This window comes from Nocardia sp. JCM 34519.1, assembly GCF_020361265.1.
Classification (GTDB): Bacteria; Actinomycetota; Actinomycetes; order Mycobacteriales; family Mycobacteriaceae; genus Nocardia; species Nocardia arthritidis_A.
The window spans coordinates 248,122-260,925 of record NZ_JAIRBR010000002.1 but is presented as its reverse complement, the minus strand read 5'-3'; the positions used below and the strand labels follow the sequence as shown (position 1 = coordinate 260,925).

Annotated in this window: 16 protein-coding genes; 8 read left to right on the top strand and 8 right to left on the bottom strand. The window is 66.7% G+C overall.

Features of this window, described 5'->3' with window-relative positions:
* Window positions 1-119 precede the first annotated feature (119 nt).
* The 4 genes from LGY53_RS07490 to LGY53_RS07475 all read right to left on the bottom strand — a co-directional run bounded on the left by LGY53_RS07490 (window position 120) and on the right by LGY53_RS07475 (window position 3,217).
* Complete coding sequence (locus LGY53_RS07490; protein ID WP_225725901.1) at window positions 120-962, bottom strand: hypothetical protein; 843 nt, start codon at window positions 960-962, stop codon at window positions 120-122.
* Between the two features lie 226 nt (window positions 963-1,188).
* Window positions 1,189-1,569, bottom strand: a complete 381-nt coding sequence (locus LGY53_RS07485) for a DUF4440 domain-containing protein (RefSeq protein WP_225725900.1) — start codon at window positions 1,567-1,569, stop codon at window positions 1,189-1,191.
* 115 nt (window positions 1,570-1,684) lie between these two features.
* A complete protein-coding gene (locus LGY53_RS07480; protein ID WP_225725899.1) occupies window positions 1,685-2,293 on the bottom strand; it encodes a L,D-transpeptidase in 609 nt (202 codons plus the stop codon).
* A 150-nt stretch (window positions 2,294-2,443) separates the two neighbouring features.
* Window positions 2,444-3,217, bottom strand: coding sequence for an SRPBCC domain-containing protein (locus LGY53_RS07475; RefSeq protein WP_225725898.1), 774 nt, complete (start codon window positions 3,215-3,217; stop codon window positions 2,444-2,446).
* Between the two features lie 62 nt (window positions 3,218-3,279).
* On the opposite strand from LGY53_RS07475, the gene LGY53_RS07470 reads away from it, so the two are divergent.
* The 3 genes from LGY53_RS07470 to LGY53_RS07460 are packed head-to-tail and all read left to right on the top strand — an operon-like array spanning window position 3,280 to window position 5,286.
* A complete protein-coding gene (locus tag LGY53_RS07470) occupies window positions 3,280-4,206 on the top strand; it encodes an ABC transporter ATP-binding protein (RefSeq protein ID WP_225725897.1) in 927 nt (308 codons plus the stop codon).
* On the top strand, window positions 4,203-5,054 hold the full coding sequence (locus LGY53_RS07465) for an ABC transporter permease (RefSeq protein ID WP_225725896.1): 852 nt from the start codon (window positions 4,203-4,205) through the stop codon (window positions 5,052-5,054). Before LGY53_RS07470 ends, LGY53_RS07465 begins: the two co-directional genes overlap by 4 nt.
* The gene (locus LGY53_RS07460; protein WP_225725895.1) at window positions 5,044-5,286 is read left to right on the top strand and encodes a helix-turn-helix transcriptional regulator; all 243 of its coding nucleotides are present in this window, start codon (window positions 5,044-5,046) and stop codon (window positions 5,284-5,286) included. The genes LGY53_RS07465 and LGY53_RS07460 overlap by 11 nt, the downstream gene beginning before the upstream one ends.
* On the opposite strand, the gene LGY53_RS07455 is transcribed toward LGY53_RS07460, so the two are convergent.
* On the bottom strand, window positions 5,274-6,215 hold the full coding sequence (locus tag LGY53_RS07455; protein WP_225725894.1) for an NAD(P)-dependent oxidoreductase: 942 nt from the start codon (window positions 6,213-6,215) through the stop codon (window positions 5,274-5,276). The two genes, LGY53_RS07460 and LGY53_RS07455, sit on opposite strands and share 13 nt — an antisense overlap.
* Window positions 6,216-6,303: 88 nt before the next feature.
* On the opposite strand from LGY53_RS07455, the gene LGY53_RS07450 reads away from it, so the two are divergent.
* A complete protein-coding gene (locus tag LGY53_RS07450) occupies window positions 6,304-6,657 on the top strand; it encodes a helix-turn-helix domain-containing protein (RefSeq protein WP_225725893.1) in 354 nt (117 codons plus the stop codon).
* Here the strand turns inward: LGY53_RS07450 and LGY53_RS07445 are convergent.
* Together LGY53_RS07445 and LGY53_RS07440 are read right to left on the bottom strand one after the other, a co-directional pair.
* Entirely contained in the window at window positions 6,654-7,784 is a 1,131-nt protein-coding gene (locus tag LGY53_RS07445; RefSeq protein WP_225725892.1) for a glycerate kinase, read from the bottom strand. The two genes, LGY53_RS07450 and LGY53_RS07445, sit on opposite strands and share 4 nt — an antisense overlap.
* 26 nt (window positions 7,785-7,810) lie before the next feature.
* Window positions 7,811-9,388, bottom strand: coding sequence for an alpha/beta hydrolase (locus tag LGY53_RS07440; RefSeq protein WP_225725891.1), 1,578 nt, complete (start codon window positions 9,386-9,388; stop codon window positions 7,811-7,813).
* Window positions 9,389-9,547: 159 nt separating this feature from the next.
* Here LGY53_RS07440 and LGY53_RS07435 point away from each other — a divergent pair, with 159 nt between their 5' ends.
* Entirely contained in the window at window positions 9,548-9,859 is a 312-nt protein-coding gene (locus LGY53_RS07435) for a GNAT family N-acetyltransferase (protein WP_167478715.1), read from the top strand.
* A 2-nt stretch (window positions 9,860-9,861) separates the two neighbouring features.
* Here the strand turns inward: LGY53_RS07435 and LGY53_RS07430 are convergent, their stop codons facing one another.
* Window positions 9,862-10,623 carry a 1-acyl-sn-glycerol-3-phosphate acyltransferase gene (locus LGY53_RS07430; RefSeq protein WP_225725890.1) on the bottom strand — a complete coding sequence of 254 codons (762 nt, stop codon included), beginning with the start codon at window positions 10,621-10,623 and terminating at the stop codon, window positions 9,862-9,864.
* Between the two features lie 237 nt (window positions 10,624-10,860).
* Here LGY53_RS07430 and LGY53_RS07425 point away from each other — a divergent pair, with 237 nt between their 5' ends.
* The 3 genes from LGY53_RS07425 to LGY53_RS07415 are packed head-to-tail and all read left to right on the top strand — an operon-like array spanning window position 10,861 to window position 12,787.
* Window positions 10,861-11,505: a YqgE/AlgH family protein gene (locus LGY53_RS07425; protein ID WP_225725889.1), complete on the top strand. Its 645-nt coding sequence runs from the start codon at window positions 10,861-10,863 to the stop codon at window positions 11,503-11,505.
* A 59-nt stretch (window positions 11,506-11,564) separates the two neighbouring features.
* Window positions 11,565-12,074 carry a sigma-70 family RNA polymerase sigma factor gene (locus LGY53_RS07420; protein WP_225725888.1) on the top strand — a complete coding sequence of 170 codons (510 nt, stop codon included), beginning with the start codon at window positions 11,565-11,567 and terminating at the stop codon, window positions 12,072-12,074.
* On the top strand, window positions 12,071-12,787 hold the full coding sequence (locus LGY53_RS07415; RefSeq protein WP_225725887.1) for an anti-sigma factor: 717 nt from the start codon (window positions 12,071-12,073) through the stop codon (window positions 12,785-12,787). The genes LGY53_RS07420 and LGY53_RS07415 overlap by 4 nt, the downstream gene beginning before the upstream one ends.
* The last annotated feature ends 17 nt before the right edge of the window (window positions 12,788-12,804 follow it).

The window sequence follows — 12,804 nt, the reverse complement described above, 5'->3', positions numbered from 1 at the left end:
ACACCGAAGTGGGTAATAAGTCAAGAGCACTGCTCTCTTTACTTGTTTTCGCAGGTGAACAGGGCCCTGAACGCAAATCGACCCCGGCCGGATCCGGCCGGGGTCGATTCGGAGTGGGATCAGTTGTGCGGTGCGTCCGCCGCGGTGGGTGCGGTCGACTCCACCTGCGGCTGCGGCTTATCGGCCCACTTTGTGGTGCCCGGCTCGGCCTGCATCGTGTTGAGCAGGTCGATACCGGCGACGACCAGCGTCGGACCGCCCGCGACAATGGTGCCGATCAGACCGCCGATGCTCGCGCCGGTGACGATTCCGGGCAGACAGCCGACGCCGAACAGCGGCAGACCGAAGACGCAGCCGACGCCCGCGCCGATGGCGGTGCCGACGAAATGGCCGATCGTCGTCGCGAGACCGAACTTGCTGGAGAACTCGTTGCGCGCCCGCTCGTCCTCGACCGCCGAGGCGACCGGCTTGACCACGAACTGCCGGTCGGCGACCTGCACACCCGCCGGCTTGTCCGGGGTGAGCTCCAGCACGGTGTCGTCCTTCTCGGCGACCGCCTTGACCGGCACCGCGGCCCCGTCGATCTTGAACTCGAGGGGTAGCGAGAGCACCGTCGCGCCCTTGTCGTCCCTGATATCGACGATCTGGGCCTTCGGCGCATCGGGCGTATCGCCCGGCCGCTCGGCAAGCGCGAACGTTCCGCCCTTGAGCGTGGTGACGACGGTCTTGTCCACCAGTTTGACCGAGTATTTGAGTCCTGCAGCGGCGGGTGTGGAGTCGGCGACCTTGAACTCGAGCGGTAGCGAAGTCACCGTCGCACCCGTGGCATCCGTGACGCCGGCGATCCCGATCTGCGGCGGACTGGGCTGCAGGGTAAGCGATCCGGGTCCGGTGACCGAGTATCCGGGCACCGTATCGGCCGGTGCGGGGTCGGCGCCTGCGGTCCCGGCACCGACAACCAACCCGCCGATGGCGAATTACGCTGCGGCGGAGAGACTTCTGAGGTTCATACGGCTTCCAATCGATGGCTGACGCCACGAGCGTGCGAATAAGCGGTACAACGCACCTCGCGTACGGTGTCCACGGTCGCCAGCGAGGAGGCACCGTGAGCGTAGTCGACCGGAGGCCCCACCTCCACATACGGGGATAGCCCGAATTCCTTGGGCTATCCCCACTTTCACAGCAGCGTCACGCGGTCCCGAGGGGATTGAGTACGGCGAAACGCCATTCGCCGCCGTCGACTTGCCGGGCAATATTTGCCGTTGTGCCGCTGGGGAATACGCGCGTGCCGTCGGGCGCATCGATCTCGAGGGTCCAGTCGGTGACCAGTAGCGCCGAATCCGCGGCGACCAGCGCGTGCCTCGGGGTGTTGGCCAGCCGCGCGCCCACGGCGACCGTGCCGCTGATCTCGCGGTGCAGGTCGTCCCGACCGGTGATGACGGCGCCCGAGGTAGTGCGCATTACCGCGCCGGGCGCGAGAAGCGCCAGCACGCCTGCCACGTCGCCCGCGTTGAGGCGCTCCTCGAAGACGGCGGGTAGCTCAGCAGGATCGGTGATCCGGATGTCCATGACGGTATTCCCTTCCGCGTAGCGGTGATTGGACCTCAATGGTCCGCACCCGCCGATGCCGCGGCGAGGTGGAAATCTGCCCCGGCATGGTCGGAAACGGTCAATCCCGGTGGGGCTACTCCACGACCTCGACCACGTCACCGGGTTCGAGGTATTCGAAGAATGCGCGGGCGCCGTCCGGTGTCATTCGGACGCAGCCGTGTGACGGCTCCTCGATCGGCCCGATGTGGGTGGCGATATCCCCGTTGAAGAAGACCGCATAACGCATTTCCGCGTTGTGCAGCGTGCTCCAGTGGTAGATCTCCTTGAAATTGACGTGAAAGACACCGGGTGGCGTTTCATAACCGGGCCGTCCGAACGAGACCGGGGTGGGACCGTAGGTCACCTTCCCGTTGTCCATCAACCAGCCCTCGTTCGTAGACAGCCGGAAACAGGCTCGGGCATGCGCCGAGCACGGTGCCGTGACCGGTGCGGGCGGCAGCAGCGCGGGAAGTCCGGGCAGCGCGGGCACGCTCGGCAAATCCGGAATTTCCGGTCCGGCGGGCACCACGGGGCCCGCCGACCACAGCGGACCGGCGGGCCACAACGGACCCGCCGACCACAGTGGTTGGGCCTGCGCGGAGACCTCCGTCCCGAACCCGGCGGCCGTCACTCCGGCGACAACCGCGGCCCGAGCACCCCACCGGTTGATCGCACTCTCGCTCTTCTTCCGGTGTCTGCCCACCTATTTCGTCCTTTCCACGGCCCTATTGCCAAGCGCACCGGAACGCTAATATCCGAAACCGCGGAAAACCAGACAGATTAGATGCAATTCAATTGATTTCAGTTGCCGATAAACAAATTTCGCGCGACGGGCAGGCGCACCGGAGAACGGTCACCGTTGGGCGGCTTCGGGTTCCGGCAGGGTCTCGCCGGTCTCCAGCAGTGTCTTCAGATTCGCCAGGATGGCGGGCCAGCCCTCGCTGATACCCGCGAGCACACCGCTGCCCGGCTCGAAACCGTCATGTACCACAGTGAGTTTCACGATTTCGCCCTGCGGCTCCAGCTCGAAGGTCACCTTCGACCGCGGCTCCGCGGCCCATTTCGCCAGCTGCTCTTCGTTGAAATCGAAGGTCTCGGCGAAGGCCGAGTCGAAGGTGTGCCAGGTGTAGGACAGCCTGCGATACGGGTCGGCCTCCAGCACCACTTGCTCCGGATCCTTGCTGGACCAATCACCTTGGTGCCAAACCATTTCCGATCCGGGCCGCCAGTCGGTATCGGCGGCGACGCCCCAGTAGCGCTTGGTGAACGCGGGCTCGGTGAGCGCCTGCCAGAGCTTCTCGGGCGTGGTCTTGATGTATGTGGTGTATACGAATTCGGTCTCGGCCATGGGTTGCGCCTCCAGTGCTTTCTTCAGATCGGCGAGTGCGTGCACCCGCGCGCGGTCGTACTGCGTGATCCAGCGTTCGGCAATGGCGTTGATGGGTTCGGCATTGAGGTAGTGCAGTTTCTCCCGGCCGCTGCGCCGGGTGGCGATCAGGTTGGCCGCCTCCAGAATCGCGAGGTGCTTGCTCACCGACTGGCGCGCCATCGCCAGCCCGGCGCACAGCTCGCGCAGCGTCTGCCCGTTGCGGGCATTGAGGCTGTCGAGTAGCCGCAGAAACAGCATTGTGGCGTTGAAATGTAGTAGGTATGCTACGAACAATCCCGAACTTACAACGGAGGGAACGTATGACCGTGGGGGAGGACGTCGTACTCGACGTCTCGCAATTGCGCATGAGATACGGCACGAAAGACGTCCTGCACGGCGTCGACTTCCAGGCCCGGCACGGCGAGGTGGTGGCGCTGCTCGGGCCGAACGGGGCGGGCAAAACCACCACCATCGAAATACTCGAGGGGTTCCGCAGTCCATCCGCCGGACGGGTCGAGGTGCTCGGCGTCGACCCGATACACGGCGGCGAGGCGTGGCGCGCCCGGATCGGCGTCGTCCTGCAATCCTGGCGCGACCACGCCAAATGGACGGTGCGCCAACTACTTTCGCACCTCGGCAGCTACTACGCACCCTACGGCACCGAACGCATTCAAAGACCTTGGGACACCGACGAACTCATCGCCACCGTCGGGCTCACCGCACAGGCCGGGAACAGAATCAAGACGCTCTCCGGCGGCCAGCGGCGCAGGCTCGACGTGGCGATCGGCATCGTCGGCAGGCCCGAACTGCTGTTCCTCGACGAGCCGACAACGGGATTCGATCCCGAGGCGCGCCGGGAATTCCACGACCTGGTGCACCGCCTGGCCGACGATGACACCACCATTCTGCTCACCACCCACGATCTCGACGAGGCGGAAAAACTCGCGGACCGCATCCTGATCCTGGCGGGCGGCCGAATCATCGCCGACGGCTCGGCCGACGAACTGTCCCGCAGCATCGCGGTCGAGGCCGAGATCAGGTGGACCAGGGACGGCCAGCGGTACGTGCACACCACGAACGAGTCGACCAAATTCGTGTACGAGCTGTTCAAACAGTACGGCGAGGAGATCGGCGAACTAGAGGTGCGGCGAGCGTCGCTGGAGGAGACGTATATGACCCTGGTGCGGCAATTCGAATCCGGGCAACGGCAAACCGAGGTGCGCACGCTGGAGGAGGTGTCGCGATGAATCCGATGGTCACCGCGGTCCGCGCCGGATTCCGGCGCGGGCTGCTCGAACTGCGGCAGATGGCCACCAGCAGCGAGGACCTGTTCGGCTGGCTCTTCTGGCCGGTGGGCACGGTCGTCACGCTGATCTTGATGCGCGACAGCCACTTCGCGAACAGCGGGCTCGGACTCGGCTCGCTCGCGCTGCCGAGCATCCTCGGCATGCTGGTGTCCTTCAACGGAACGCTGGTCATGGCGCAGTTGCTCGTCGTCGAGCGGGAGGACGGAACCCTGTTGCGCGCCAAGGCAACTCCCAACGGAATGACCGGCTATCTGGTCGGCAAGATCATCACCGTCGCGGGTTGGATTCTGTTCCAGTTCACGGTCGTGCTCGGCGCCGGGCTGATCGTGGTCGGCGGAACGCGGTTGGGCACGGTCCAGGCCTGGGTGACGCTGCTCGGCGTCGTACTGCTCGGGCTGCTCGCGACCCTGCCGCTGGGCGCCATCCTCGGCTCGATGCTCGCCAGCCCGCGCAGCTTCGCCTTCGCCACCCTGCCGATTATGGCCGTGGTCGCGATCTCCGGCATCTTCTATCCGATCACCTCGATGCCCGGCTGGCTGCAGGTCGTCGGCCAGGTGTTCCCTATCTACTGGATGGGGCTCGGCATGCGTTCGGCCATGTTGCCCAGCGATGCCGTTGCGGTCGAAATCGGCCAATCCTGGCGGCATTTGGAGACGATCGGGGTGCTCGGCGGATGGGCGGTGCTCGCCCTGATCATCGCCCCGATCACTTTGCGACGGATGGCCCGCAGGGAGTCCGGGTCCGGCGTCGACGCCCGGCGTGATAAGGCTTTGCAACGTGCCTACTGAGGTCATCTACAACCGGATCGCGATGCTGCGCGCCGAGCGCGGCATCTCCCGGCGCGAGCTGGCCGAGGCGCTCGGCGTGCACTACCAGACCATCGGATATCTGGAGCGCGGCGAGTACAGCCCGAGCCTGCATCTGGCGCTGCGCATCGCCGCCTACTTCGAGGTGGCGGTGGAGGTCGTCTTCTCCACCGCCCCCTTCCCCAGGCTCGGCTCGGACGCTCACTCCGCCTGAGCGGTGCCGCCGATCAACCGGTAGACCGGAACCACCTCGCCCGCCGCCTCGCTCGCGGCGATGGCCCGACGCCAAAGTCCCTGTGCGGCATGGGAAAGCGTCGCATCGACGCCCACCTCCGCGCTGGCGTCGATGATGTGCTGAGCACCCGCGTCCATCATCTTCAGCGAGGCCAGGGCGCCCCAGCCGCCCGCCTTGGCGGCCGCCGCGAAATCGGCGATGAAATACGGGTACGCGTCGGCCGAGCGCAATGCATAGGGCAGGAACTGATCGATATCGTGACCGGAGCGTGCGATCACCGCGAGCGCCTGTTCGAAGGCGAGCATCCACGGATGGAAAATGATCAGCCCGGCCTGGTAGAAGACCTGGGCGAGCCCGTCGTCGACGCCGAGGTATTCCTGCGGGCTCAGCGGGCGCAGCAGGTCGGCGTGCGCGTCGAAGACCTCCTGCGGGCCGCTGTAGAAGATGTAGGACGCCGGGTGCGCGATATTGTCGCCCGCCGACATGACGCCGCCGGAAATGAACTGCGCCCCATGGGATCTCACCCATTCACCGCCCTTACGCGCCTGTTCCGGCGAATCGGAGGACAGATTCGCGATCACCTTGCCGGGCAGGTGGTCGACCGCCTGCCCCAGGACGTCGTACATGGCGGCGTAGTGGGTGAGGCTGAGCACCGTCACCTCGTTGGCGTCCAGCGCGTCGGCCACCGACGCGGCCCGCTTCGCACCGAGTGCGACCATCTCGTCCACCTTGCCCGCACTGCGATTCCACACGGTCACCTCGACGCCGGCCGCCAGAAAGGCCCGGACCATCGCCTGCCCCATCGGGCCGAGGCCGATGATGGAGACGGAACGGGTGCTGCTGTCGGACATGCTGTATCCCTTCGGATCTGAGTCGCTTGAATGTCGGCGCCGGAATGTATGGTTCATCGCCGCAGGCAGGCTCGGGAAGACCGCACGTTCGGGTTCGGTTGCTTACCTCGAGGTTCGAAATAAGGTCACAGAGAGTGCGTGGGATATGAGCAGTGATGCGGATCACGAGGAAGTCTGCGGGATGTCGCTGGCGATCGACGTCGTCGGCGGAAAGTGGAAGATGCACCTGATGTGGGTGCTCGGCTCCGGACCGGTGCGATTCGGACAGATCCGCAAGCTGCTGCAGGGCGTCAGCGAGAAGGTGCTCGCGGAGAATCTGCGTCAGCTGGAGGCCAGCGGCATCGTGCACCGCGAGATCTACCCGGAAATCCCGCCGCGCGTTGAGTATTCGCTCACCCCACTCGGCCGGGAGCTGGCCGAGGCGCTGCGTCCGCTGGAAGAGTGGGGCGACAAGAACCGCCGCCAGCTCACCGCGAACCTACTCGCCTCGGCGATTTAGTGCTCCCGGCCGGTTGCGAACCTCGCGGCTATCACCTCGCCGATCTGCTCCAACAGGTTCGGTGCGTTGGTCATCGAGCGGGCCGGGTCGGGTTCGAGGTCGGTGAGTGCGTAGCAGGCGGTGAAACCGGCGGCGTGGATCTCGGTGGCCGTGAGCATGTTGCGCCCGACGGCGGCGATGACAGGAATGCCTGCGGCGCAGGCTATTTCGCACACACCGATGGGAGCCTTCCCGTGCAGGCTCTGGATGTCCAGTGAACCTTCGCCGGTGACCACGAGGGTGGCTCCGGCGAGCAGCGAAGGGAAATCGAGAAGTTCGAATACGACCTCGATACCACTGCGGACCTGAGCGCCGAGTGTGGCCATCGCACCGAAACCGGTACCACCCGCCGCGCCGGAGCCTGGAACATCGGCGAACTCCGGACCCGCGAGTTCGGACCAATTCTTCAGTGCCGCTTCGAGATTCACCATATCCTCGGCGGTGGCGCCCTTCTGGGGCGCATACACCGCCACCGCGCCACTCGGCCCGAGCAACGGATTATCGACGTCGCACGCCAGCGTGAAATTCGCCGTCGCGACGCCGGGGTGCATCGTGCCGAGATCGAATTGCGCGGCCCGCGCCAAAGCCGCACCGCCGGAAGGTAATTCGTTTCCATCGATATCCAGCAGGCGCGCACCGAGCCCACGCACCATGCCCGCGCCGCCATCGGTGGACGCGCTGCCGCCGAGGCCGATGACGATATCGGTGGCACCGCGATCCAATGCATGTGCGATGACCACGCCCAGGCCCTCAGTGCCCGCTCCGAGCGGATCCGGTTGTCCGCCAGGCAGTTTCGCTAAACCGACGACCGCGGCCAACTCGACCACCGCGGTGGTCCCGCGCACCGCATACGAGGTCGGCGACGGCACACCGGTCGGCCCCGGCGCGATCAACTCGACCCGCGCCCAACCCGCGGCGACGAACGCGTCAACCGTGCCGTCGCCGCCGTCCGCCACCGGAGCCAGCCGCACCTCGGCCGTCGGCACGACCCGCCCGATGCCGACGGCGAGAGCCGCCGCCACCTGCGGAGCGGTCAGCGACCCCTTGAACTTGTCCGGCGCAAGCACCACCCGAGGAACGCTCGTCATCCCCACATTGTGTCGGGTGCCATACCTCAGCGCAGCGGCGCCTGTTCGGCCTGCGTAATGGTGACCTGCCCGGTCTTCAGGTAGTTCACCACCGCGTCGTCCACCGCCGGATTGCGCCGCCCGAAGGTGCCGTGGTCGCCGCCGTCGACCGTGATCAGCGAGCCCTGCAGTGCACGCGCCATCGCGGGGCCGCCGTCGTATGCGGTCAACGCGTCGTTACGGCTCTGCAGCAGTAGCGGTTTGGTGGCCAGTCCGGCACCGCTGATCGGCACCGGTTTGGCGATCGGACGCCAGGCGCCGCAGGACATGCCGGATCGCACCAGATCCGCCTTGGCGTCCATCGCGTTGCCGCCGGAGGCGATGATGCCCATCGCGGCGCCGAGCAGTTCGGGCCTGCCGTCCACGGCGTTCTCATTGCAGGTCACGGCGGCGAAGACGAAGCGGCCGGTGGGGTCGGTGCTGGTGGCGCCCTCGATGGCGAGCAGCTGGCGCACGTTCGCCGGATCAATGGCGGCATCGGCCATGGCGCGGGCGAAGGTGGGCCAGAAATCGCGCGTGTAGGTGGCGACGGCGGTCGCGCCGAGCAGCGGCACCTGCGCCGACGCACCGCCGGATACCAACGTGCGCACCAGGTTCTGCAGCTTGCCCGCCTGTTCCACACCGCCGTTGAATCCGTCGCGGGCGATCTCGGCCAGCGGCTCCGGCAGATCGTGCGGCAGGTCGGCGACGCCGGCGGGCGGCGGGGTCAGGTTCGCGTACCAGCCGCCGCCCTGCTCCTGCGCCAGCCGCGCCCAGGTCTGGTAGACCTGCAGCGCGGTATCGCCGAGGTGGTATTGGTCGCGGTGGTCGGCGATCCAGGTGAACAGGTCGTCGAGCCTGCGCTTGCCCGCCACCTGCTGCTGGGCGAATTCCTCGGTCCACACCCAATCTGGATTCACGTTGGAGTCCAACACCATTCGATCGACCCGGTTCGGGAACAGCGTGGCGTACACCGCGCCGAGGTAGGTGCCGTACGAGGTGCCGAGGTAGTCGATCCGGTCGATGCCGAGCGCGGCGCGCACCGCGTCCATATCGCGGGCGGTGTTCTCGGTGGTGATGGTGTCCAGGTAGCCGGGTTGGGCGGCGTCGCAGGCCTTCTTGATGGTGTCGCGGTTGCCGCCGGTGAGCGAGACCTGGTCGGCGGTCGAATCATCCGTCTCGCTCCCGCAGCGCAGCGGTGTGGCCCAGCGCAATCCGCGCGGCTGCACCGCGATGCGGTCGTAATGGGTGAGTTCGGCTGGCATTACGTCGACGCGGCGCGCCCAATAGTCCAGCGCGTCGGCGCCGGGGCCGCCCGGATTGGTGAAGATGACGCCGCGCCGCTCGCCGACCGCGGCGATCCGGCTGACGGTGAGGTCGATGCGTTTGCCGTCCGGCTCGGCCGGATTCATCGGCACGCTGATCACCGCGCATTCGACACCGTGATCGGCGGGCACCGAACCGGCCGGGCAGGCGCCGAATACGGGGCTGGGCGCGGCCGCGGACAACCCGGTGCTCACCGATCCGGCGAGCACCCCGGCCGCCAGCGCCGCGAGCAGCCTCGAAAGCGACGGTGTCCGCAGCATTTTCCGCACCTCCAGGCAAAGCTCATGGCGCGGTGACGCGATCCGCCCCTGGAGCATTCTGCGCAGGCCCGGCGCGTCAGACAAGTCGGGCGGTACGTTTTCGGGCGGGAGGTGTTGCGAACCATACAGATAACGGCCCACGGTAGTACCGTCGCAGCCATGCCGACCGAGGTCCGGAACAACACCGCACTGGAACGCTTCGAGATCTACGTCGACGGCGCGATCGCCGGCTATGCCGAATATCAGGACACCGCGGCCGAACGCGCGTTCGTGCACACCGAGATATATCCGCGACACGAGGGCCAGGGCTTGGGCAGGAAGCTGATCGAGGCCGCGTTGAACGCCACTCGCGCCGAGGGTTTGGGCGCGCTGCCGATGTGCCCGATGGTGCACCACTTCGTGGAGAACAGGCCCGAATACCTGTCGATGGTGCCGCATTGGGCCCGCGACCGGCTCGGGCTGCCGCAGTAGTTTCAGTAAGCGGCGCGCGCGCCGTCGAGGGCCTTTTGCAGATCGGTGCGCACGAGCCGAGCTATTTCGGCTGGCCGCGTTGGCAATTCGGTGATCGGCACGCCGAAGTAGAAGCTGGCCGATTTCGCCTCCTCCTTCGTCGGCAGAACTGTCGGGTCGGTGCGCGGCCCGTAGCTCAGCCCCATGCTGACCAGCACCGGCTCGGCCCCGAGCTTCATCGCACGGAATGCGATGTGCCCGATACCGCTGCCGACGGGCTGCACCTGGGTCGGGTCGACGTCGTTGCAGGTGCCCTCCGGGAAGACGGCGAGTCCGTCGCCGCGGGCGATGCGTTCGGCGCAGATATCCATCATCAGCTGCCCCGCCGCGTTCACCGCGCGCAGACCGTGGTCCTTACCCCGGAAGACGGGGATGCCGCCCATCATGTCGATCTTGCGCCGCTGTTCGGGCTCGAGGAACAGCTCGTCCTTGGCCAGCACCCGCACCCGGCCGATCACCCGCCGCAGCTCGCTGCGCCACGCCGCCGCCGCGACGGTGTACGGATCGTTCTCGGAGAGGTGATTTATCGCGATCAGCAACGGCCTGCGCTGCGCGTTCACCTTCCGTAGCATTTCACGGGCGCCGGCGGCGTATGCGATCCGCGGGAAGTAGCGCCGAGCGAGCAAGGCGTATGCGCCCCATGCCTTCAGGCGATTCTGGCGGTGGTCGCGATAGAAGTCGTAGACGACATCAGCATTGTCGAGGAGAACCTCGGGCCGTTCCATGCGCGCACTCTAACCCCGCGCCGCCGCGGATGGTGTTCCCGGTCACGACGCGTCCTCGCTAGCGCTCGGCCACGCCGCGACCGAAGGTGCTGTGTTCATTGGTTCCCTCGCTTCGCTCGGTCACGGTGGCCGGGAAATCCAACCAAGTACCCGTATTCGGACCGGCACGCAAATCTTGCAACGCCGAACTCGCCCGCAAAAAGGGCGCACGGGCGCAACAACTGCGATGATGTCGGAGTGGCACGCGCAGATGACCCGGATGATCGGAAGACTCGCGGCGGGCACGGCGACCGCAGGCGGCGCGATTTCCGGCACGGCGAGCAGGTGGTTCGGGCCGGCACCCTGCTGCTGGCGGCGACCGATCTGGTCGAACCGACCTTCCGGCGCACCGTCGTCTACATCATCGAGCACAACGAGGCCGGGAGTCTGGGCGTCGTCCTGAACCGCCCGAGCGATACCCCGGTGCACGATGTCCTACCCCGCTGGACCGAGCTGGCGGCCGCGCCGCGCACCCTGTTCATCGGCGGTCCGGTCAAACGCGATGCCGCGCTCTGCCTCGGCACCGTCCGGGTCGGCGCGTCGATAGACCGGGTGTCCGGGCTGCGCCGCATCGACGGCCGGGTGGTGCTGGTCGACCTGGACGCCGAACCGGACCGGATCGAGCCGCTCGTCGAGGGCATCCGGATCTTCGCGGGTTATGCGGGTTGGACCTTCGGCCAGCTGGAGGGTGAACTGGAGAACCGCGACTGGATCGTGTTGTCCGCCTTGCCTTCCGATCCGATCAGCGTGGACCGCCCCGACCTGTGGGCACATGTGCTGCGCCGCCAGCCGCTGCCGCTCTCGCTGCTCGCCACCCACCCCATCGAACTCGAGCGCAACTGACGTTCCCAGCTGTTGAACCTTCTCCTGTGCTGTTTCGTGGGATGAGCGGGAGGTGAGCGATGCCGGAGAGCCAAACAGAGCTCATGCGGGTGCTTTACGACGAGCATGCCTCGGCGTTATGGCGCTATACGCTCGGTTTGGTTCGCGATCCGGGACGAGCCGAGGACATCGTGCAGGAAACGCTGCTGCGCGCGTGGCAGCGCCCCACCGTGCTCGACCAGTCCACCTCGTCGGCGCGGGCGTGGCTGTTCACGGTGGCCAGGAATCTGGCCGTCGACGAGCACCGCAGCGCCCGCAACCGGCGCGAATTCGGCACGGACAACCCGCCGGAGCAGGCCGCGCCGGACCAGGCCGACCGGGCACTGGACGGCTGGCTGGTCGCGGACGCGCTCGGCAGGCTCAGCGCCGATCACCGCGAGGTGATCGTGCGGGCCTACTATCGAGGCCTTTCCACGCATCAGATCGCGGCGGAATTGGATATCCCGCCCGGGACGGTGAAATCCCGTATGCACTACGGCATGCGGGCATTACGGCTGGCACTACAGGAAATGGGGGTGACGAACCAATGACGGATATTGCCACCGGTCGCGATGCGGGCGACCGGTATCTCACCTGGGATGCCCCGTATGTGCTCGGCTCCCTCACCAGATCCGAGCGCAAGGAGTACGAGGAGCATCTGGCCGGCTGCCCGGACTGCCGGGCCGGGGTGGCCGAATTGGCGGCGCTGCCCGGCATGCTCTCGCTGGTCGAAACGGATACCGCGCTGGCCATGATCGAACCGGCCGAGCGGGCCGAGCCGCCGGTCCCCGAACTGCTGCCCCGGCTGACCGCGGCGGCGGAACGCAGTCGCAAGCGGGGTAGATGGGTGACCATCGGGTCCGCGATCGCGGCTGCCGCGGCGGCGGTGACCATCTCGGTTCCGGTGGCCACCACCCTCGCCGGATCGCACGGCTCCGGTTCCGAACAGGTTTTCGCCGAACGCTCCATGCAGCCGGTGGAACCCAATCCGGTAACGGCGAGCGTGAAAATCATTCCGTACGAAGGAAAGACGCGCGTCGTGATGACCTGCGAATACGGCCAGAGCGATCAGCAGTACAGCTGGAATCTGGCGCTGTTCGTCGTCACGTCGGACGGGCAGACCGAAACGTTGGGACAGTGGCCCGCGGGCCCCGGCACCGAGTTGACGATCGATCGAGTGGTCGACGCACAGCCGGATCACATCCGGACGGTGTACATAAAGCAGTTGGGCACAGATAAGACGCTGCTGTCCGCAACGATCTGAGCCTCCGCCGCGGCCTT